Origin of the sequence: Pseudomonas taiwanensis DSM 21245 (genome assembly GCF_000425785.1) — a bacterium.
Taxonomy (GTDB): Bacteria; Pseudomonadota; Gammaproteobacteria; order Pseudomonadales; family Pseudomonadaceae; genus Aquipseudomonas; species Aquipseudomonas taiwanensis.
Genome location: NZ_AUEC01000005.1, coordinates 28212 through 49349, shown reverse-complemented (window position 1 = coordinate 49349; position 21138 = coordinate 28212). Strand labels below are relative to the sequence as shown.

The window sequence follows — 21138 nt, the reverse complement described above, 5'->3', positions numbered from 1 at the left end:
TGTTCATGAGGTACCCCCCGTGACACCCGCAATGCCTCACCAGGGCGCCGCCGGCATCGCCACCGCCGTCGCCGAAAGCGTGCAATACCAAGGCCGCAAGACTGCCCGCCAAGGCAGCGAGCAACGCCGCCAGCTGATCCTCGACGCCGCCATGCGGATCGTCGTGCGTGATGGTGTCCGTGGTGTGCGCCACCGGGCGGTAGCCGCCGAGGCGGGTGTGCCGCTATCGGCTACCACCTATTACTTCAAGGATATCGAGGACCTGCTCACCGATACCTTCGCCCAGTACGTCGAGCGAAGTGCCGCCTATATGGCCAAGTTGTGGGCCAATACTGAAGTGCTGCTGCGCCAGTTGGTGGCGCAGGGTGATGGCAGCCTGGAGTCGCGGGCACGGCTGGCCGACGAGGTGGCGCGCATGACCGCCGACTATGTGTCGCGCCAGTTGCTCAACCGCCGAGACTTCCTCATGGCCGAGCAGGCCTTCCGTCAGGAGGCATTGCTGTGCCCGCGTCTGGCCGAGCTGGTCTGTGCCCACGAGCAGATCCTGCTGCATGGCACCCGCCAGCTGCTGCAAGTGGTCGGCTCGCGGCAACCGGAACAGGACGCCCACATGTTGACGGCGATAATCGAGCAGATGGAATATCAGGGCCTGCTCAAGGACGCTGACACGCAGGCCGATGGGCAGATGCTCGCTATGCTTACCCGATACTTGCACCTGGTGTTGGCATCGGGCTGAGCTGAGACCGAACTTTCAAGGAGAACTTGATGAAAGCCTGGCGTGTGGTGTTGTTGACGTTGTCATTCCTGCTGCTGGGCGGTTGTCTGGTGACCTTCCATGAGCCGCTGCCGAGCAACCAGGCGGCGCCCAAGGCCTTGCTCGGCAAATGGAGCAGCAAGGACGCGTGGGGCGAGCCGCTGAAGCTGGTGATCAGCCGCAGTGGTGCCGATGCCTACAAGGCGGTTGCCACTGCGAAGGGCAAGAAACCCGAAGAATATGTGTTCACTGTGTCGCGCCACGGCAACCGCTGGTACCTGTCGGCCGGGGTTCCCAAGCGCCTGGGCGGCAATTTCCTGATCGGCGGTTTCGACATCGTCGATGGCAAGGAGCTGGTGCTTTACAACCTGGACGTCGAGCAGGTGCAGCAGGCGGTCGAGAAGAAGGAGCTGAGTGGGCGCAGCACCGAGGTGCCTGAGGACAATGGTGAGGGCATATTGATCGACAGCCCGTCGGCGCGGGTATTGGCCTACCTGGACGACCCGGCCAACTCCGACCTTTTCGTCGAGGTGGCGCGGTTCCAGCGGGCCGGCAAATAACCGTGTTGGCTGCTTCGCGGCTAAAGCCGCTCCTACAGGGATTGCAGTACCTGTGGTGGATTTAGCCGCGAAGAGGCCGGTACAGGCAATGCAAAGGCTTGGCACTCAGTTCCAATAAGGAGTCCCCGGTGGACGAATACCAGCAAACCATCCGCGCCCTGTCCGACCGCATCGTCGCGGCACAGACCCCGATCCGGGTCCTGGACGCGGTGAAGTGGGACGACAGCATCCGCCAAGGCTTTCTCAAGGCCAAGGGCAAGGAACCGCCGGCCGTCGACCGTGCCTATTACCAGTCCCGCCCTCTGTCGTTCGATTCCAGCGCGGTCAAGGCCGAGTTCCAGAGCATCGAGCGCGATATCACCCGCCAGTTGGGCCAATTCAACCCGGTTGGGCAGATCATGCGGCGCATGTGCAAGGAGTACCGCATGGTGGTGCGCATGCTCGAAGCGCGTGGCACCGAGGATTTCGGTCTGATCTCGCAGGAGCTCTACGGCGCCGCTTCCGACGCCTTCCACGCGGGTGACCCGACCTTGGCCGATCTGGGCCTGATGCTCTCGGACTACCTGAACAACATCGACGGCCGTGGCGACCTCAAGGACGAACCGAAGAACCTTACCGCCAAGGAGGCCGTGGACATCCTCCAGCACCGCCTGAACAAGGTGTTCGGCGAGGCAGAGGAAACCATTCGCGTATTCGAGTCCGACGGTATCGTCGCCGATGCCGCGGCGGGAGCCGACTACATCAAGGTCCGCGCCGACGCCATGTTCAACAGCCGCGATGTGCGCGCGCTGGAAGTTCACGAGGGACTGGTGCATGTGGGCACCACGCTGAACGGTCTCAACCAGCCGATCTGCACCTTCCTGGCCAAGGGCCCGCCCTCGTCGACGGTGACCCAGGAGGGGTTGGCCATCCTCATGGAGGTGATCGCCTTTGCGTCCTACCCCTGCCGGTTGCGCAAGCTGACCAACCGCACCCGGGCCATCCATATGGTCGAGGAGGGGGCGGACTTCTTGCAGGTCTTCGCGTTCTTCCGCGAGCAAGGTTTCGAAATGGCGCAGTGCTACAGCAATGCCAGCCGGGTATTCCGCGGTTCGGTGCCCAATGGCTTGCCATTCACCAAGGACTTGTCCTACCTCAAGGGCTTCATCATGGTTTACAACTACATTCAGTTGGCCGTGAAGAAGGGCAAGCTGGAGCAGATTCCACTGCTGTTCTGCGGCAAGACCACCCTGGAAGACATGCGCACCCTGCGCCAACTGGTCGAAGAAGGCCTGGTGGAGCCCCCCAAATACCTGCCGGAGCAGTTCCGGGACCTGAGTGCGCTGTCGGCCTGGATGTGCTTCTCCAACTTCCTCAACCACCTGAGCCTGGACCGTATTGAAGCCGACTACGCGAACATTCTCTGAATGCTGGCGCCTGCTGGCCCTGAGCGTGCTGCTGGGGCTGGGTGGCTGCAGCAGCCTGCTGTTCTACCCTGAACCAGGGCAGGCGTTCACACCGGCGCGAGCCAAGCTCGACTACCGCGATGTCAGTCTGATGACCTCGGATGGTGTCCGTCTGCACGGTTGGTGGCTGCCGGCCAAGGCCGGTGTCCAGCTCAAGGGCACGGTGCTGCACCTGCACGGCAATGGTGGCAACCTGCCGGGACACCTGGGTGGCAGCTACTGGCTGCCGGAGCAGGGCTACCAGGTACTGATGATTGACTATCGCGGTTACGGCTTATCCGAAGGCAAGCCGTCGTTGCCGGAGGTCTACCTGGACATCGCTGCCGCGATGGCGTGGCTGGACCAGGCTCCCGAGGTGAAGAACAAGCCATTGGTATTGCTGGGCCAGAGCCTCGGCGGAGCGATGGCGATCCATTACCTGGCGGCCCACCCCGAGCAGCAGCAGCGCTTCAGCGCGCTGGTGTTCGACGGCGTGCCGGCCAGTTATCGCGCCGTCGGCCGCTACGCCTTGAGCACTTCATGGATGACCTGGCCGCTGCAGGTGCCACTGTCCTGGCTAGTGCCGGACGGCGACAGTGCGATTCGCTCGGTCGAGCAACTGAGCAGACCGCCGAAGCTGTTCTTCCACAGTATCGATGACAACCTGGTGCCGATGGACAATGGTATTCGCCTGTACCAGCACGCGCCGCCACCGCGGGTCTTGCAGTTGACCCGTGGTGGCCATGTGCAGACCTTCGCCGACCCGGTCTGGCGCCAGGTGATGCTGCGTTTCCTCGACGACCCCAGCCGTTTCAACGGTCTGCGGCGGCTGGCCGAAATACCCAATTACCCTGACGAGAAGAACAAGCAATGAGTGAAGAACGCAACGCCATCCCGCTGATCCTGACCGGCGTCGGCAGCATCATCGTGACGGTGGGGGCCCTCTGGTACTACGGTTACCTGCATTTCGCCAAGCCCGAGGACGCGTTGTTGTTGCAGGACTACACCATGCTCAAGACCGTTCCAGGGGAGGACTACAAGGTTTCCCTGGACCCGGCACCTCAAGTGGCCCAGTGCGTCGATGGGGTGCTGGTGCTGTTCGATACGCAGCAGAAAGGCCTGACCGGCGTGTTGGTGGACAACCGCAAGCGGGCGGTACGCTGCATGGGCGAGGAGACGCCGCAACAAGCGCAGTGAAAGGAGCGGTTCAAGGGTCAAGCTGCTGCGCAAGCTGTCGCGAAACAGGGCAGCCGCCGCAAGCGGATATTGTGCAGGCGATGTGGGAGCCTTGCGTCGCGAAAGGGCCGCAAAGCGGCCCCCGCGATCACGTCATTGAAGCTTACTGCACCTGGCTCACCGCCCGCGGCGCCACCGGCTGGTTGTCGTTGGAGATGGTGACCTCTACCCGACGGTTCTGTGCACGCCCGGAGTTGCTGGCGTTGTCCGCAACCGGGTACTCCTTGCCATACCCTTGGGCAACGATGCGCGCCGGATCGACGCCAGCGCGCACCAGTGCCATGCGCACGGCATTGGCGCGCCGTTCCGACAGGCTCTGGTTGTAGCTGGCCGAACCGACGCTGTCGGTGTAACCCTCGACGATCACCTTGCGCTCCGGATTCTCCTGAAGGAACTGGGCCAGTTTGGTGACGTTCGGGTAGGCACTGCTCTTGAGCTCAGCCTTGTTGAAGTCGAACAGCACGTCGCCGAAGGTCACCAACGTGCCACGGTCGGTTTGCTTGGCGTTGAGGCTTTCCTGGAGCTTGGCGATCTGCGCGTCACGGGCATCGAGCTTGGCCTGGGCACGTTGCGCGGCGGCATTCTTCAGCTCGTTTTCAGCCGAGCGCAAGGCGATGGTCTGTTTGGCCACCTCCACACGCTGGTTGGTCAGGTAGGCCAACTGGTCGACCTTCTTGCTGTCTTCACGCTCCATGAACGCCTTGTCGGCCTTGTTCAGCCAGTCCTGGGCGTCCTTGGTTTCCAGGGCCGCCACTTTGCTCGACTGAGGGTCGCTTTGCAAAGAGGAGAAGTTGGTGCGGGCCGACTCCAGGTTCGGGTTCGGGTCGTGGGCGCACGCGGCGAGGCCGACGCTCAGGGCCAGCAGGGTGGGAATCATGATGGCATTGCGCATAGTGTTCTTCCTTTGATCAGTTGCGAAGGCTGGGATTGGCGTAGGCAGGCTCATTGAGCACTGCGCAGGCCTTCCTCACGCACGTCCTGAGCGCCCTGGCGGGCATCCTGTACGGCTTTCTGGGCCTTGGCGGCCTGGGCCTTGCGTTCGGCCACGCGAGCGTCCCACTCGGCCTGCTCGGCCAGGCGCTTGGCCTCGTCGTACTTTTTGTCGTGCATGGCGATTTCCGCCTGCTTGAATTTGTCCTGGGCGGCTTTCATTTCAACTGCGGCGAACTCGGTGCCCCCGGCGCTGACCGCCGAATTCACCGCGGACTGGGTGACGGCGTACTGCTCGGTGGGCGGTTTACCGGCGCATCCGGCCAGGATCAGGCTACCGCCAAGGGCTAGCGCGGCCAGCTTGATTCCACGCACAGGGGTGGATGAGGGGGAGCAGGTGCGGCGCTTCATAGTCAGTTCCATTGGATCACTCCTGTTTACGACGTTGTCCGTAGCAGTCCATCGCTTGTTCCCTGACACGACCGCGTGCTGGCGCCTCACAGTGCACAACCGCAAGTGTGCAGGGTTTTAGCGTGGTGGCTAATGGCTGTGACTTGGGCGTTTTTCGAATAGTTCAGAAAAAATCACCTGGCCCGCTCCTGCAGGCGAGGCAATGCAACTGCAGGAGCCGGCTTGCCGGCGAGAGAGGAGGGCAGGGAGAGGCCAGGGCCCGGAAGGTCAGTTCTTGCCGTCTTTGGCCAAGTCGCTGAGTGCGTGAAGATGATGGCGGGACAGTGCGAGGAAGCGTGGGGTGGGGCCTACGTCTTCGTACAGTGGGTCGCCTTGTTCGTCGGTGGAAATGACCCGCTGGCCCTTCACATAGGGGAGGCTGGCCTCCAGCTCCTCGAGTGCGGCGGCGACCAGCTCGCCGAGCAGTTCCTCGGCCGAGCGTTTGGGGTACATGTCGATCAGCGCAGCCAGACGCGCTTCGGACTCAAGGTCCAAGTGCAGTATGTGGGGCGTTGGGCTCAGGGCGCCTGCTGCATTCTGTTCCCAGTGCTGGACGAGTTCACGGATTTTCATGATCACCTCTTTCTATGCCTTGAAGGACGGCATTGCATCGGACGCTTTGCTCTAACTTTAGTTTGCTTTGCCCGATCGCGGCTTGCCATGGCAGCTCGGCTGTGGGCACTCTTGGTGCCTGTGCTGTTACCTGGGCGAGCGCGCGGGCGAGCCGCGCCAAAGAGAGGGCCAATGACTGATATCGATGTGCGCTTGCGTGAAGATGTCCATCTGTTGGGTGAGCTGCTTGGCGAGACCATTCGTCAGCAGCACGGCGAAGCGTTCTTGCAGAAGATCGAGGACATCCGCCACAGCGCCAAGGCCGATCGCCGCAGCGCTGGGGAGAAGTTGAGCTCGACCCTGGCGGACTTGGCCGACGAAGATCTGCTGCCTGTCGCCCGAGCGTTCAACCAGTTCCTCAACCTGGCCAACATGGCCGAGCAATATCAACTGATTCGACGCCGTGACGCTGACCAGCCAGAGCCGTTCGAGTCGCGCGTATTGCCAGAACTGCTGGCGCGCCTCAAGCAGGCAGGGCACAGCAACGATGCGCTGGCCCGGCAACTGGCCAAGCTGGATATCCAACTGGTGCTCACCGCTCACCCGACCGAGGTTGCCAGACGTACGCTGATTCAGAAGTACGATGCCATCGCCGGGCAATTGGCCGCCCAGGACCATCGGGACCTTATCCCGGCTGAGCGTCAACAGGTACGCGAGCGCTTGCGCAGGTTGATCGCTGAGGCCTGGCACACCGAAGAAATACGCCGCAGCCGGCCCACACCGGTGGATGAAGCCAAATGGGGCTTCGCGGTGATCGAACACTCCCTGTGGCAGGCCATTCCCAACCACTTGCGCAAAGTCGATAAAGCGCTGTTCGAGGCCACGGGCTTGCACTTGCCACTGGAGGCGGCGCCGATCCGTTTCGCGTCCTGGATGGGCGGCGACCGGGATGGCAACCCCAACGTCACGGCCAGCGTTACCCGGGAAGTCTTGCTACTGGCTCGCTGGATGGCCGCCGACCTGTTCCTGCGCGACATCGATACCTTGGCCGCCGAACTTTCCATGCAGCAGGCCAGCGCTGCACTGCGTGAACAGGTCGGCGACAGCGCCGAGCCATACCGGGCCTTGCTCAAGCAGTTGCGCGACCGCCTGCGGGCGACCCGAGCCTGGGCCCAGGCCTCGCTGGCCAGCCCGCAGCCGATGCCTGCCGAAGTGCTGGTGGACAACCGCGACCTGATCGCACCGCTGGAACTGTGCTACCAGTCCCTGCATGCGTGCGGCATGGGTGTGATCGCCGACGGTCCGCTGCTCGACAGCCTGCGTCGGGCAGTGACCTTCGGCCTGTTCCTCGGCCGCCTGGACGTGCGCCAGGATGCTGCCCGGCATCGCGATGCGCTGTCGGAAATCACCGACTACCTGGGTCTGGGCAGTTACGCCGAGTGGGATGAAGACCGGCGGATCGAGTTCCTCCAGACCGAACTGAAAAACCGCCGGCCGCTGCTGCCGGCGCATTTCAAGCCCCAGGCCGACACCGCCGAGGTATTGGCCACGTGTCGGGAAGTCGCGGCGGCGCCCGCAGCTTCCTTGGGTTCCTATGTCATCTCCATGGCGGGAGCCGCCTCGGATGTGCTGGCCGTGCAATTGCTGCTCAAGGAAGCTGGCCTGACCCGACCGATGCGTGTGGTGCCGCTGTTCGAGACCCTCGCCGACCTGGATAACGCCGGCCCGGTGATGGAGCGGCTGCTGGGCCTGCCGGGCTATCGCGCCAGCCTGCGCGGCCCGCAGGAAGTGATGATCGGCTATTCCGACTCGGCCAAGGACGCGGGCACTACCGCAGCGGCCTGGGCTCAGTATCGCGCTCAGGAGAACCTAGTGCGTATCTGCCAAGAGCATCAGGTGGAACTGTTGTTGTTCCATGGCCGCGGTGGCACCGTAGGCCGTGGCGGTGGCCCGGCCCACGCGGCGATTCTGTCGCAGCCGCCAGGCTCGGTGGCGGGGCGGTTCCGCACCACTGAACAAGGCGAGATGATCCGTTTCAAGTTCGGTTTGCCAGGCATCGCCGAGCAGAACCTCAACCTTTACCTGGCCGCCGTGCTGGAGGCCACCTTGTTGCCGCCTCCGCCCCCTGAGCCGGCATGGCGCGAGGTGATGGACCAGTTGGCGGCCGATGGCCTCAAGGCTTATCGCGGGGTGGTGCGAGAGAACCCCGATTTCGTCGAATATTTCCGTCAGTCGACGCCAGAGCAGGAGCTGGGGCGCCTGCCGCTGGGCAGTCGCCCGGCCAAGCGCCGCGCCGGCGGTATAGAGAGCTTGCGCGCCATTCCGTGGATCTTCGGTTGGACCCAGACCCGCCTGATGCTGCCTGCCTGGCTGGGGTGGGAGACCGCGCTGACCAATGCCTTGAGCCGTGGCCAGGGCCCGCTGCTGGCGCAGATGCGCGAGCAATGGCCGTTCTTCCGCACCCGTATCGACATGCTGGAGATGGTGTTGGCCAAGGCCGACGCGCAAATTGCCGAGGCCTACGACGAACGTCTAGTGCAACCGCACCTGCTTCCTTTAGGTGCGCACCTGCGCGACCTATTGTCGCAGTCATGCCGGGTCGTACTGGGTTTGACCGGGCAACCGGTGCTACTGGCACACAGCCCCGAGACCCTGGAATTCATCAGCCTGCGCAATACCTACCTGGACCCGCTGCACCGCCTTCAGGCGGAGTTGCTGGCCCGATCGCGCAGCCGTGAAGCCGCTCTGGACAGCCCGTTGGAGCAGGCCTTGCTAGTGACTGTGGCGGGTATCGCCGCGGGCTTGCGCAACACCGGTTGAGGTCTGCAAGCGGCCGTCATGCCCGGGTTACGCCAAGGGGGCATGGCCGGGTGAGGAGGGTGGTTGCGCCGAGCGCAACCGCCTCTTGGGCAGGTCGTACATGGCGCAATCCTGAAACTTTGGGACGCTTGTCTGGCTGCCGGGCGCTGTGTATCTTGAGCAGCCTTTTGACCGATTTCTGGTCAATACCCGATTTTCCGGACTTGGCCCTGGTCGCCGAATCCATTGAATTGCATAGAAAAATATGAGGAGCACAAGATGCGCGTAATTCTGCTGGGAGCTCCCGGGGCCGGTAAAGGTACTCAGGCAAAGTTCATCACCGAGAAGTTCGGTATTCCACAGATCTCCACCGGTGACATGCTGCGTGCCGCCGTCAAGGCCGGTACCCCGCTGGGCCTGGAGCTCAAGAAAGTCATGGATGCCGGCCAGCTGGTCTCCGACGAGCTGATCATCAGCCTGGTCAAGGAGCGCATCGCCCAGCCTGATTGCGCCAAGGGCTGCCTGTTCGACGGTTTCCCGCGCACCATCCCGCAGGCTGAAGCCATGGTTGCCGCCGGTGTCGATATCGACGCCGTGGTTGAAATCGCCGTGGACGACGAAGAAATCGTTGGCCGCATGGCCGGTCGCCGCGTGCACCTGGCTTCGGGCCGCACCTACCACATTCAGTACAACCCGCCGAAAGTGGAAGGCAAGGACGACGTCACTGGCGAAGACCTGATCCAGCGCGACGACGACAAGGAAGAAACCGTGCGTCACCGCCTGTCGGTCTACCACAGCCAGACCAAGCCGCTGGTGGACTTCTACCAGAAGCTGTCGGCCGCCCACAACGGCAAGCCGAAGTACAGCCACATCGAAGGCGTTGGTTCGGTCGAGTCGATCACCGCCAAGGTGCTGGCAGCGCTGAGCTGATCCATCACCGTGCGTCACGACGGCCCGCTTGCGGGCCGTTGTCGTTTATACTGCCGCTCTTTTTCCCCGTTGCCTGGAAACCTGTTCGATGACCACCTTGCTGGCCCTGGATACCGCCACCGAAGCCTGTTCCGTTGCATTGCTGCATGACGGCAAGGTCACCAGCCACTATGAAGTCATCCCCCGCATGCACGCGCAGAAACTGCTGCCGATGATCAAGCAGTTGCTGGCTGAGTCAGGCGTTGCGCTCAATGCTCTGGATGCCATCGCCTTCGGTCGCGGTCCAGGTGCCTTCACCGGTGTGCGCATCGCCATTGGCGTCGTGCAGGGCCTTGCATTTGCCCTGGAGCGCCCGGTATTGCCGGTCTCCAACCTGGCCGCATTGGCCCAGGGCGCTCTGCGCGAGCGCCGTGTGCAGCAAGTGGCAGCCGCCATCGATGCGCGCATGGACGAAGTGTACTGGGGTTGCTACCAGGCCGAGGCCGGCGAAATGCGCCTGGTTGGCCAGGAAGCGGTACTGCCGCCAGAGCGCGTGAGCTTGCCTGAGGGGAGCCGTGGCGAATGGTTCGGCGCAGGTACCGGGTGGGGCTACGCCGAGCGCCTGGCCGTACCGGTCAGCGCCAGCGACGCAGGCGCATTGCCCCATGCATTGGATATTCTCAGCCTTGCCGGTTACGCCTGGGCGCGTGGCGAGGCCATCGCCGCCGAGCAGGCGCAACCGGTCTACTTGCGCGATAATGTGGCTACGCCAAAGGCACGTTGACGGTCGTTCGTCGGTTATCGCGGTTGTCGATAAACCTTTTGTGCGAACTGTGGTCCAGTTATCACTCGAGCATTAGCGATGGATCCCTGATGCTGCTAAATTGCCATCATTGGTCCAGAGTGCTCACTCCATGCGTATCGACGGTTTCTCATCGCAGTCCTATCCGATCAAGCGTGCACCGCGCAAGGCTCCGGTACGCGATGAATCTGTCGACGATGCCGAAGTGATCGAGGAGGCCGTTGACGAGCAGGCGGCCGCACCTCGACGCAATGGCGGCTTGCCCGCCCGTCAACAAGACCTGATCTTTCCCCGTGCCCGAGACCGCCGAACCGCCACTGCGCTGGCCAGTTACCTCAGCACCGCCGGTTTTACCGATTGGGACATGGAAGTACTTGGGCTCGACCTGTACATTTGAGGGATGACGCCCTCACCCCTGCCTTATTTTCTCGGTTGTCCGTCCTGGAGCGAAAACGCCTGGCGCGACTACCTGTATCCCGCCGATGCCAGCAGCGCTGAAATGCTTGGCTACTACAGCCAAGTGTTCAACGCCGTCGAAGGCAACACCACGTTCTATGCTCGCCCTGCGCCCAGCACCCTTGCCCGCTGGGCGCAGGTCATGCCTGAGCACTTTCGTTTCACCGCCAAGTTTCCCAGGGATATCAGCCACGAGGGTGACCTGCGTGACCAGCTCGAGCCTGCCTTGGATTTCACCCGCCTGATGGCTCCGCTGGGCCAGCGCGTATCGCCGTACTGGCTGCAGTTACCAGCCCAGTTCAGCCCCGCGCGGTTGGGCGAGCTGTGCTATTTCCTCGACGAGATTGGCGTACCGGTAGCTGTCGAGGTGCGCAACCTGGCGTTCTTCGCCAAGGGCGAGGAGGAACGGCTGCTCAACCGGCTGTTGCACGAACGTAGTGTCGAGCGCATCTGCCTCGATCCCCGTGCGCTGTTCAGCTGCAACTCCCGTGACCCTGCCGTACTGCACGCGCAGTCGAAAAAGCCCAAGGTGCCGCCACGCCCTGCTGCCTTCAGCCAGCACCCGCAGGTGCGTTTCATCGGCCATCCCCAGCTTGAGGCCAACGAAACGTTCCTTACCCCTTGGGTGGACAAGGTCGCGGTGTGGATCGAGCAAGGGCGCATGCCTTATGTGTTCCTGCACACCTCCGACAATCGCTTGGCCGCGGCGCTGGCGCAACGGTTTCACCAACGGCTGATGGCGCGCCTGCCCGGCCTGCCCGCCTTGCCGGAATTGCCGCGCGCCCCCGAGGTCGAACAACTGGGGCTACTCTGATCACTCGCCGACCCCGGAGGTTATGACCATGGATGTACAGACCCTACGAGCCGAGGCCTTCAAGGCACTGCACGAGCGTGACGGCGCCTTCGTCATCCCTAACCCGTGGGATGCTGGATCCGCCAAGCTGCTGGCCAGCCTTGGCTTCGAGGCATTGGCCACTACCAGTGCGGGCCTGGCCTTCAGCCTGGGGCGACCGGATGCCGAAGGCGCCTTGAGCCTGGATGAGACGCTGGACAACGCCGGTGTGATCGTCGATGCGACGCCTTTGCCGGTGGCCGCCGACTTGGAAAACGGCTTCGGCGATCTGCCCGAGCAGTGTGCCCAGACTATCCTGCGTGCCGCCGAAACAGGTTTGGTCGGTGGTTCGATCGAGGATGCCACTGGCCATGCCGATGCGCCGATCTACGACTTCGAGCTGGCTGTGGCGCGGGTGCGCGCCGCGGTGCAGGCTGCCCGCAGCCTGCCATTCCCCTTCACCCTGTGCGCCCGGGCGGAAAACCTGCTGCACGGGCGCCTGGATCTGGATGACACCGTCCGGCGCCTGCAGGCCTTTGCCGAGGCGGGAGCCGATGTGCTCTATGCGCCGGGACTGCGCACTGTCGATGAAGTGCGTGCCGTGGTACAGGCGGTGGCGCCGAAGCCAGTCAATGTGCTGATGGGGCTGGCGGGTGTGCCGCTGAGCGTCAATCAGCTGCAGGACTTGGGCGTGCGTCGCATCAGCGTTGGCTCGTCACTGGCCCGCGCGGCGCTGGGCGCATTGCAGCGCGCAGCGCTGGAGATTCGCGAGCAAGGCACTTTCAGCTACGGCGAGCAGGCCTTGTCGTTCGCCCAGCTCAACGACCTGTTCCGCCGCTGAGGCGCCATGCGCGCATTGGGGCTGCTGTGCGGCTTGCTGCTGTTGGCGGCGGGCCTCGCCTGGCAGTACGGCTGGCGCCTGCCTGATGCCTGGAACCCCTGGGCTGCGCTGGATGTGCGTCAACCGCCGAACCTGCTGACAGCCTATAAGTTGTCACGCCTGCGCAACGACCCCCGCTTATGCCGCCAAGCGCTGGAGATCTCTGGCTTGCGCTACCGGGCGCAAGCCGACAGCCCGGCGTCGGCCAAATGCCCGCTACAGAACGTGTGGCGCATCGAGCAAGGGCAAGCCCACCTGAGCAGTAGTTTCCTTGCCAGCTGCCCGTTGGCGGTGGCTTACGCGCTGTTCGAGCGCCATGGGCTGCAACCGGCTGCGCAGCGGGTGTTCGGCCAGTCGGTGGTTCGAGTGGAGCACCTTGGCAGCTTCGCTTGCCGCAATGTCTACAACCGCGAACAGGGCCGCCTGAGCCAGCATGCGACGGCCAATGCCCTGGATATCAGCGGTTTTCGCCTACAGGACGGCCAGCGCATCCTGCTGGCGCGAGACTGGCAGGCGGGCGGGCAGAAGAGGGCGTTCCTGGGTCTGGTGCGACAAGCGGCGTGTGACAGTTTCAACACGGTGCTCGGGCCAGACTACAACGCTGCCCACCACAACCACTTTCATCTCGATATGGGGCGCTGGCAGATCTGCCGTTGATTTCAGGCCTGGGCGCGAACGTTGTTCAGCACCACCGGGCGCGCCCAGTGGATATCGAATTCCAGGTCGTTCTGCTGCTGGGCCATGGTTGCATCGTCGTACGGGGTCGGCGCAGGGTCGAGCAGGTCCATCTCGAACTCGGCGATCGGCAGGTGCAGCGGGCGCGGCGAGGGCGCAGGGCCTGGCGCTGGGAGAGGGTGGCCCTGGCTCATGACGATAGGGCGCAGCCAGTTGTTGCTGACGTCGAGCTGGCGCTGCTGCTGGATCATTTCGGCGACGCTGAAAGGCTCCGGAGCCGGCTCCAGCAAATGGGCCTCAAGCTCTGCCTTGGGGAGGAACAGCGGCTCGGGCGGCGCGACGATGGTGTCCTGCACCGGGCAGGCGCGCTGGGTTTCGATCAGCGCCAGGGCCTTGGCCCCGCCAATCGGCTCACCGCTGTCTTTGTCGTACTGCACCCACGCCTGGCTGACGCTGTCGGGCTCTTCGGCCTGCTGTTCGGCCATCGCGCGGGCGAAGAAGTCCTGCCACAGGTGGCTGACGCCTCCGAGTGCCTGGGTATTCTGTCGACCGTAGTTGCCGACAGGCGACAGGTAGGTCAAGCCGATGGGAAGAGTATCTGACATGGCAGTCGCGCGCGTTGTGCTCTGGCAGAATAGCGGGATATTGCCTGTATCGGCCGAAGGTGCCGATTCATTAAGGGCTTGGTTTGATTTTTTAGGTGTGGACGATGCAAGAGCAAGGTGCGGGGATCAGGGTCGAAGCGATGTCGGTTGAATATGCGGAGCAGGCCGTGGCGTGGGCCGAGCGCCTGGGGCTGCCGCTGTCTGACGATGGCGCAGGCTTTGCCGTGCAGGTGGGCGCCGATGGCTTGCAGATCCAGCAGTTGGGCGCGCAGGCGCCAGGGCCGGTGCGGGTGGATTTCGTGGAAGGCCAGGCCGCGCACCGGCGCCTGTTCGGCGGTGGCAACGGGCAAATGATCGCCAAGGCCGTGGGCATTGCCCAGGGTGTGCGCCCGCAGGTGCTCGACTGCACGGCGGGCCTGGGCAAGGATGCGTTCGTGCTGGCCAGCCTGGGTTGCCAGATGACGCTGATCGAGCGCCAGCCGCTGATTGCCGCATTGCTGGAGGATGGCCTGGCACGGGCTCGCGCGGATGAAGAAGTGGGGCCGATTGTAGGGCGCATGCGCTTGCTGACCGGTAATGCCATCGAGCACATGCGCGCCTGGGAGGGCGAGCCGCCACAAGTAATCTACCTCGACCCGATGTTCCCGCACCGGGACAAGAGCGCGCTGGTGAAAAAGGAAATGCGCGTGTTCCGGCCGTTGGTGGGGGACGATCTGGATGCGCCGGCATTGTTGGAAGCGGCCCTTGCGCTGGCCAGCCACCGGGTGGTGGTCAAGCGACCGCGCAAGGCGCCAATCATCGAGGGGCCGAAGCCGAGCCATAGCCTTGAGGGCAAGTCGAGCCGGTATGATATTTATCCGAAGAAGGCGTTGAAGGCTTGATGCTGTTCTGCATGTGCGGGACTCTCCGCGGCTAAAGCCGCTCCCACTGGGATCTCACTGAATCCGAAGTGTGTGAAATCTCTGTAGGAGCGGCTTTAGCCGCGAACACCGACGAAGTCGGTGTCATACCTTCGTCACATCTTTGCGAACAAGCGAATTCCCTTGGGCAAAGCGCAGTCTGAGGTCAATGCTTATACCTGTGAAAAGCGCAGATCCTGAGTGGACCTGTTAAATTTGCTAGTTGTAAATTACAGTCCGTCTGCCAAAAATAGAGAGCATTCTCCACAGTGAAGGTGTTTGGGCCATGATTACCGTACCCGCTACCCAACAACAGGGACACAAGCGCTTCTATTGTAAGGGCCTTCTGTCTACTGAAATTAATGGTCAAGGCCACTGGCGCGCCCTTCAGGCCGCTGGCCATTTACTCGCGCAAAAGAACGAGAATGCGCCCGACTTGCCCAGCGCACTAATGGCATGCGATCAGAAGCGCTCAGTACTTTCCATGCTTGAAGGAGGCCGCTCGGTACCGCAGGTCTATTCGCCATACGGCCAGCTTACGCGGGGTGGTGGCGTCCCTTCATTGCTTGCCTTCAATGGCGAGCGACCGGATGCGATCACTGGAAACTATCTGCTGGGGAATGGTTACAGGCAGTTCAGTCTTGTAACAATGCGGTTCTGCAGCCCTGACAGTTGGAGCCCGTTTGGGGGCGGAGGCCTGAATGCGTATGCCTATTGTGCAGGAGATCCTGTTAATCGTACTGATCCAACAGGGCATTTTTGGGGCATCGGGAAATTCTTTAGAAGACTCTTTGGGATGAAGGCGAAGGCGCCAAAGGTAGCGAAAGCTGTTGTACCGGACGTCACGAGTCAAACAAGCCAAGTTCATAGCGTATCGACGCATACTCAGTCGACAGGCGGCGCAGGTGATAAATTTTCGAATTTATTCAATCAAGTTGAAATTGATGAACAGTTTGCGATTGAGCTACAAATTAAGGAATCATTGGGTGATAGTGGAATCGCTCAGTCGCAAAGTTTGAATCCTATTGCCTCTCCGGCCCCCCGAGCCAGAACAACCCTGGTCGAGCGAAGAGCGGCGCAGGAAGCATTAAATAGGGAGGCTGCGATTAAAAGGGCTTTTGCAGAGTTAGAAGAAGTCAATCTCAAGACACGCGGGGGTGCGAGTACAACGAGAGATGCGGCAATGATCGAACATTTGCAAGGTAATATCCGACGCTGGACTGGAGATTAAGAAATCATGCCGTTTTCTCTGTCTTTCGCAGGTGAGGCACAAAAGACAGAGATGGCATTTTAGGCTTTAGGCGAACATGTCATCTATCTGCTCTTCAAGGCTTGAACGCCCGCACAAATATCCCAACCACCTCCCGCACATGCGCCTCGGCCTCTTCACCTTCCAGCGGCCCCGCACACCCCAGCAGCAGCCGATAATCCGGCGCACCTTTCACCAGGCAAAAGAAGTGCTCCGCCGCCCGCAGCGGGTTGTCGATGCGCAGCAGCCCGCGCTCATGCGCGCCGCGCAGCAGCGCTTCCATCCCCGCCAGCACACGCTTGGGGCCGGCTTCGTAGAAATACTCGCCGAAACTCGGGTCCAGGCTGCCCTGGGCCATGATCAGGCGGCTGAGCTTGACCGCTTCGTCACTGCTGATCAGTGCCTGGAAGCCACGGGCAATGTTCAGTAGCACCTCTTCCACGGGCACACCTTCAGGGTACTCGAACAGCAGGTCGGGCAGTTGGATCTGGCAGGTGGCCATTACCGCAGAGCAGAACAGCGTCTGCTTGTCCTGGAAGTGGCTGTAGACCGTGAGTTTTGAAACACCTGCCGCCGCAGCGACCGCATCCATGCTGGTGTTGGCATAGCCAAGGCTGAGGAACAGCGACTTGGCCGCTTCGAGGATGGCCTCGCGCTTGGCCAGGTCCTTCGGCCGGCCCGGGCCAATGGTTGCGTCGTTGGGCATTGGAGTCCGCATCTGGTGGAAAAGTCGACCATCTTACCGGTTCGGACGGCATCCGGCTGCAAGGTCAGACCAATCGTTAATGTTGATTTTCTTTCCAGCACCCGCTTCCCGGCGCGGGTGGCCTGATTTAATATACTCGTCAGTATAAATATTCGATGTGCACTTCGCGAAAGGATTCATCATGTTGCGTCATGCCTTGTCCCTCGCCTTGCCCGCCGTCGCCGCGTTGTTGTTGGCGGCGTGTGGCCAGGAAGCCGCTTCACCAGCCGCGCCTCGTCCGGCTCTGGTGGTGCAACCGCAACCCGCGCAAGCCGCTGCCGACAGCTTCCCCGGCGAAGTGCGTGCACGCCTGGAGCCCGAGCTGGCGTTTCGTATCGGCGGCAAGGTCAGCAAACGTTTGGTCGAGGAAGGGCAGCGGGTCAAGGCCGACCAGCCGCTGGCCGAACTCGACCCACAGGACGTGCGCCTGCAACTGGAAGCCAACCGTGCCCAGTTGGCGGCAGCCGAGGCCAACCTGTCGCTGGTCCGAGCCGAACGTGATCGTTACCAGAAGCTGCTGGACCGGCAGATGGTCAGCCATTCCCAGTACGACAATGCCGAAAACCTCTATCGGGCTGGTCTGGCGCGGCTCAAGCAGGCCAAGGCCCAGTTCGAGGTGGCGGGTAACCAGGCCGAGTACGCGGTACTGCGCGCGCCACAGGCAGGAGTGATCGCCAAACGCCAAGTTGAGGTTGGCCAGGTGGTAGCAGCCGGCCAGACGGTGTTCACCCTCGCCGCCGACGGTGAGCGTGAAGTGGCCATCGGCCTGCCGGAGCAACAGTTTGCCCGCTTCAGCGTGGGGCAAAGCGTGAGCATCGAGCTGTGGTCGCACCCCAATCAACGGTTCGAAGGACGCATTCGTGAGTTGTCACCCGCCGCCGATCCGCGCTCGCGTACCTTCGCGGCACGTATTGCGTTCGCCTCCTCGCAAACACCGGCCGAGCTGGGTCAGAGTGCCCGGGTGTTCATCGCCCACGACGGTCTGATCCCGTTGTCGGTGCCCCTCTCGGCAGTGACGGCAGAGAACGGCCAGGCCTATGTCTGGCGGGTTACCCAGGACAGCCGACTGGAACGGGCTGCCGTGCGTCTTGGGGCTTATGGCAGTGACACTGTGCCAGTGCTCGAAGGCCTCAACCCTGGCGACTGGGTGGTCGCCGCCGGCGGCCATGTGCTGCGCGAAGGGCAGGAGGTGCGGCCTGTGGATCGCACCAACCGTGTGGTGAACCTGACGGCCAAGGAGTAAGTCCCGATGGGTTTCAACCTTTCCGCATGGGCGCTGCGTAACCGCCAGATCGTGCTGTTCCTGATGATATTGTTGGCCGCCATTGGTGCCATGTCCTACACCAAGCTGGGGCAGAGCGAGGACCCACCGTTCACCTTCAAGGCCATGGTCATCCGCACCCTCTGGCCCGGCGCCACGGCCGAGGAAGTATCGCGGCAGGTCACCGAGCGCATCGAGAAAAAGCTCATGGAAACCGGTGAGTACGAGCGGATCGTCTCGTTCTCCCGCCCTGGCGAGTCCCAGGTGACCTTCATGGCCCGTGACGCGTTGCACTCCAAGGACATCCCCGAGCTGTGGTACCAAATCCGCAAGAAAGTCGCGGACATCCGCCACACCTTGCCGCCCGAAATTCAAGGGCCGTTCTTCAACGATGAATTCGGCACGACCTTCGGCAATATCTACGCGCTCACCGGCAAAGGCTTTGATTACGCCGTGCTCAAGGATTACGCCGACCGTATCCAGATCCAGCTGCAGCGGGTGAAGGATGTGGGCAAGGTCGAGTTGATCGGCCTGCAGGACGAGAAAATCTGGATCGAACTGTCCAACCTCAAGCTGGCGACCCTCGGTGTGCCGCTGGAGGCCGTGCAGCAAGCTCTGCGCGAGCAGAACGCGGTCAGCACGGCTGGCTTCTTCGAAACCCCTAGCGAGCGCTTGCAACTGCGGGTGAGCGGGCGTTTCGACAGTGTCGACCAGATTCGTCAGTTCCCTATTCGAGTGGGGGATCGCACCTTCCGTATCGGTGATGTCGCCGATGTGCACCGTGGCTTCAACGACCCGCCCGCGCCGCGCATGCGCTTCATGGGCGAGGATGCCATTGGCCTGGCGGTATCGATGAAGGACGGGGGCGATATCCTGGTGTTGGGCAAGGCGCTTGAGGGCGAATTCGAGCGCCTGGCTCGAGGCCTGCCGGCCGGCATGGAGCTGCGCAAGGTTTCGGACCAACCGGCGGCGGTAAAGGCTGGGGTCGGCGAGTTCGTGCAGGTGCTGGTGGAAGCCCTGGCCATCGTGCTGCTGGTAAGTTTCTTCTCCCTGGGCCTGCGCACCGGCCTGGTGGTGGCCCTGGCCATTCCACTGGTGTTGGCAATGACCTTCGCCGCGATGCACTACTTCGGCATCGGCCTGCACAAGATCTCGCTCGGCGCACTGGTGCTGGCCCTGGGCCTGCTGGTCGATGACGCCATCATTGCCGTGGAGATGATGGCGATCAAGATGGAGCAGGGCTATGACCGGCTCAAGGCGGCCAGTTACGCCTGGAGCAGCACGGCATTCCCGATGCTCACCGGGACCCTGATCACCGCTGCAGGTTTCCTGCCGATTGCCACGGCGGCCTCCAGCACCGGCGAATATACCCGTTCGATCTTCCAGGTGGTGACCATTGCCCTGCTGACCTCATGGGTGGCGGCCGTGGTGTTCGTGCCCTACCTGGGTGAACGGCTGCTGCCAGACCTGGCCAAACTGCATGCCGCACGGCACGGCAAGGACGGCCACGCGCCAGACCCCTACGCCACACCTTTCTACCAACGGGTACGGCGCGTGGTGGAGTGGTGCGTGCGGCGTCGCAAGACGGTGATCCTGCTGACCATCGCCGCTTTCGTCGGCAGCATCCTGCTGTTCCGCTTCGTTCCCCAGCAGTTCTTCCCAGCCTCGGGTCGTCCCGAGCTCATGGTCGACCTGAAGCTGGCCGAAGGCGCGTCGTTGAGCAATACCGCCGAGCGGGTCAAGCAACTGGAAGCGCTGCTCAGGCAGCAGGACGGCATCGACAACTACGTGGCATACGTGGGCACCGGCTCGCCACGCTTCTACCTGCCACTGGACCAGCAGTTGCCCGCCGCCAGCTTTGCCCAGTTCGTGGTGCTGGCCAAGTCGATGGAGGACCGCGAGCGCCTGCGCAGTTGGCTGATCGCCACCATGGACCAGCAGTTCCCCGACCTGCGCGCCCGTGTCACGCGCCTGGAAAATGGTCCGCCCGTGGGCTATCCGGTGCAGTTCAGGGTCACCGGCGAGCACATCGAGAAGGCCCGCGCCCTGGCCCGCGAGGTGGCCGAAAAAGTGCGTGAGAACCCTCATGTGGTGAACGTGCACCTGGACTGGGAGGAGCCGAGCAAGGCGGTGTTCCTGGAAATCGATCAGGATCGTGCGCGAGCCCTCGGCGTGAGCACCTCGCATCTGTCGAGCTTCCTGCAAAGCTCGCTCACCGGCACTTCGGTGAGCCAGTACCGTGAAGACAACGAGCTGATCGAGATCCTGCTGCGCGGTACCCCGCAGGAACGCAGCCAGTTGGGCAACCTCGGCAGCCTGGCGTTACCCACCGACAACGGCCAGAGCGTTGCGCTCTCGCAGGTCGCGACCCTGGAGTATGGTTTCGAGGAAGGCATCATCTGGCACCGCAACCGCCTGCCGACCGTCACCGTGCGTGCGGACATCTACGACAACGAACAACCGGCAACGCTGGTGCGGCAGATCGAGCCGACCTTGAAAGACATCAGGGCCAAGCTGCCGGACGGCTATTTGCTGGAGGTTGGCGGTACGGTGGAGGACTCCGAGCGCGGTCAGAAGTCGGTGAACGCCGGCATGCCGTTGTTCATCGTGGTGGTGTTGAGCTTGCTGATGATCCAGTTACGCAGCTTCTCGCGCACGGTGATGGTATTCCTCACCGCGCCGTTGGGGCTGATTGGCGTGACCTTGTTCCTGTTGGTGTTCCGCCAGCCGTTTGGCTTCGTCGCCATGCTCGGCACCATTGCCCTGGCAGGGATGATCATGCGCAACTCGGTAATCCTGGTGGACCAGATCGAACAGGACATCGCGGCGGGTATGGAGCGTTGGCAAGCGATCATCGAGGCCACGGTACGACGGTTCCGGCCCATCGTGCTGACTGCGTTGGCGGCGGTACTGGCAATGATTCCGCTGTCGCGCAGCGTGTTCTACGGACCGATGGCGGTGGCGATCATGGGGGGGTTGATCGTTGCGACCGTTTTGACGCTGCTGTTCCTGCCGGCGTTGTATGCGGCTTGGTTCAGGGTGAAGAAGGGCTGAGGAGCGTGAGGAGGGCGTTGCCCTCCTTTCGCCGGCAAGCCGGCACCTACGCACGCGGTTGTAGGG

21 protein-coding genes are annotated in these 21138 nt (G+C 62.7%); 16 read left to right on the top strand and 5 right to left on the bottom strand.

Translation table 11 applies throughout. The annotated features are described in order from the left end of the window. Nucleotides 1-31 precede the first annotated feature (31 nt). From H620_RS0100235 to H620_RS0100215, 5 genes are all read left to right on the top strand, one after another. On the top strand, nt 32-736 hold the full coding sequence (locus H620_RS0100235) for a TetR/AcrR family transcriptional regulator (RefSeq protein WP_023382010.1): 705 nt from the start codon (nt 32-34) through the stop codon (nt 734-736). A 29-nt stretch (nt 737-765) separates the two neighbouring features. Next, nucleotides 766-1314 carry a hypothetical protein gene (locus tag H620_RS0100230; protein ID WP_023382009.1) on the top strand — a complete coding sequence of 183 codons (549 nt, stop codon included), beginning with the start codon at nt 766-768 and terminating at the stop codon, nt 1312-1314. Nucleotides 1315-1442: 128 nt separating this feature from the next. Continuing rightward, the gene (locus tag H620_RS0100225; RefSeq protein ID WP_027906540.1) at nt 1443-2720 is read left to right on the top strand and encodes a flavohemoglobin expression-modulating QEGLA motif protein; all 1278 of its coding nucleotides are present in this window, start codon (nt 1443-1445) and stop codon (nt 2718-2720) included. After that, a complete protein-coding gene (locus H620_RS0100220; protein ID WP_027906539.1) occupies nt 2692-3612 on the top strand; it encodes an alpha/beta hydrolase in 921 nt (306 codons plus the stop codon). Before H620_RS0100225 ends, H620_RS0100220 begins: the two co-directional genes overlap by 29 nt. After that, entirely contained in the window at nt 3609-3935 is a 327-nt protein-coding gene (locus tag H620_RS0100215; RefSeq protein ID WP_023382006.1) for a PA3694 family proteiin, read from the top strand. Before H620_RS0100220 ends, H620_RS0100215 begins: the two co-directional genes overlap by 4 nt. A 142-nt stretch (nt 3936-4077) precedes the next feature. Here H620_RS0100215 and lptF read toward each other — a convergent pair whose 3' ends face one another. The 3 genes from lptF to H620_RS0100200 form a co-directional block, all read right to left on the bottom strand. Then, nucleotides 4078-4866: a lipotoxin F family OmpA-related lipoprotein LptF gene (gene lptF / locus H620_RS0100210; RefSeq protein ID WP_023382005.1), complete on the bottom strand. Its 789-nt coding sequence runs from the start codon at nt 4864-4866 to the stop codon at nt 4078-4080. 50 nt (nt 4867-4916) lie between these two features. Next, nucleotides 4917-5327, bottom strand: coding sequence for a DUF4398 domain-containing protein (locus H620_RS0100205; protein ID WP_023382004.1), 411 nt, complete (start codon nt 5325-5327; stop codon nt 4917-4919). Between the two features lie 255 nt (nt 5328-5582). Continuing rightward, entirely contained in the window at nt 5583-5927 is a 345-nt protein-coding gene (locus H620_RS0100200) for a hypothetical protein (protein WP_023382003.1), read from the bottom strand. A gap of 171 nt (nt 5928-6098) precedes the next feature. Between H620_RS0100200 and ppc the strand changes: the two genes are divergently transcribed. The 7 genes from ppc (at nt 6099) to H620_RS0100165 (ending at nt 13241) form a co-directional block, all read left to right on the top strand. Continuing rightward, nucleotides 6099-8726 carry a phosphoenolpyruvate carboxylase gene (ppc, locus tag H620_RS0100195; protein ID WP_023382002.1) on the top strand — a complete coding sequence of 876 codons (2628 nt, stop codon included), beginning with the start codon at nt 6099-6101 and terminating at the stop codon, nt 8724-8726. Nucleotides 8727-8984: 258 nt separating this feature from the next. Continuing rightward, a complete protein-coding gene (adk, locus tag H620_RS0100190; protein WP_023382001.1) occupies nt 8985-9635 on the top strand; it encodes an adenylate kinase in 651 nt (216 codons plus the stop codon). A gap of 88 nt (nt 9636-9723) precedes the next feature. Then, nucleotides 9724-10398 carry a tRNA (adenosine(37)-N6)-threonylcarbamoyltransferase complex dimerization subunit type 1 TsaB gene (gene tsaB, locus H620_RS0100185; protein WP_027906538.1) on the top strand — a complete coding sequence of 225 codons (675 nt, stop codon included), beginning with the start codon at nt 9724-9726 and terminating at the stop codon, nt 10396-10398. Nucleotides 10399-10528: 130 nt separating this feature from the next. Continuing rightward, on the top strand, nt 10529-10813 hold the full coding sequence (locus H620_RS0100180) for a hypothetical protein (RefSeq protein WP_023381999.1): 285 nt from the start codon (nt 10529-10531) through the stop codon (nt 10811-10813). Between the two features lie 3 nt (nt 10814-10816). Further along, nucleotides 10817-11686, top strand: a complete 870-nt coding sequence (locus H620_RS0100175; protein WP_027906537.1) for a DUF72 domain-containing protein — start codon at nt 10817-10819, stop codon at nt 11684-11686. Nucleotides 11687-11714: 28 nt separating this feature from the next. Then, nucleotides 11715-12545: an isocitrate lyase/PEP mutase family protein gene (locus H620_RS0100170; protein ID WP_023381997.1), complete on the top strand. Its 831-nt coding sequence runs from the start codon at nt 11715-11717 to the stop codon at nt 12543-12545. A gap of 6 nt (nt 12546-12551) precedes the next feature. After that, a complete protein-coding gene (locus H620_RS0100165) occupies nt 12552-13241 on the top strand; it encodes an extensin-like domain-containing protein (protein ID WP_023381996.1) in 690 nt (229 codons plus the stop codon). A 2-nt stretch (nt 13242-13243) separates the two neighbouring features. Here H620_RS0100165 and H620_RS0100160 read toward each other — a convergent pair whose 3' ends face one another. Further along, nucleotides 13244-13864: a hypothetical protein gene (locus H620_RS0100160; protein WP_027906536.1), complete on the bottom strand. Its 621-nt coding sequence runs from the start codon at nt 13862-13864 to the stop codon at nt 13244-13246. Nucleotides 13865-13968: 104 nt separating this feature from the next. Here H620_RS0100160 and H620_RS0100155 point away from each other — a divergent pair, with 104 nt between their 5' ends. Next, the gene (locus H620_RS0100155; protein WP_027906535.1) at nt 13969-14745 is read left to right on the top strand and encodes a class I SAM-dependent methyltransferase; all 777 of its coding nucleotides are present in this window, start codon (nt 13969-13971) and stop codon (nt 14743-14745) included. A gap of 304 nt (nt 14746-15049) precedes the next feature. Then, nucleotides 15050-15994 carry an RHS repeat-associated core domain-containing protein gene (locus H620_RS26155; RefSeq protein WP_081669612.1) on the top strand — a complete coding sequence of 315 codons (945 nt, stop codon included), beginning with the start codon at nt 15050-15052 and terminating at the stop codon, nt 15992-15994. A gap of 94 nt (nt 15995-16088) precedes the next feature. Here the strand turns inward: H620_RS26155 and H620_RS0100150 are convergent, their stop codons facing one another. Then, nucleotides 16089-16730, bottom strand: a complete 642-nt coding sequence (locus H620_RS0100150) for a TetR/AcrR family transcriptional regulator (RefSeq protein WP_027906534.1) — start codon at nt 16728-16730, stop codon at nt 16089-16091. A gap of 169 nt (nt 16731-16899) precedes the next feature. Here H620_RS0100150 and H620_RS0100145 point away from each other — a divergent pair, with 169 nt between their 5' ends. Continuing rightward, nucleotides 16900-18000: an efflux RND transporter periplasmic adaptor subunit gene (locus H620_RS0100145; RefSeq protein ID WP_023381992.1), complete on the top strand. Its 1101-nt coding sequence runs from the start codon at nt 16900-16902 to the stop codon at nt 17998-18000. 6 nt (nt 18001-18006) lie between these two features. Further along, nucleotides 18007-21072, top strand: coding sequence for an efflux RND transporter permease subunit (locus H620_RS0100140; protein WP_023381991.1), 3066 nt, complete (start codon nt 18007-18009; stop codon nt 21070-21072). Nucleotides 21073-21138: the final 66 nt, after the last annotated feature.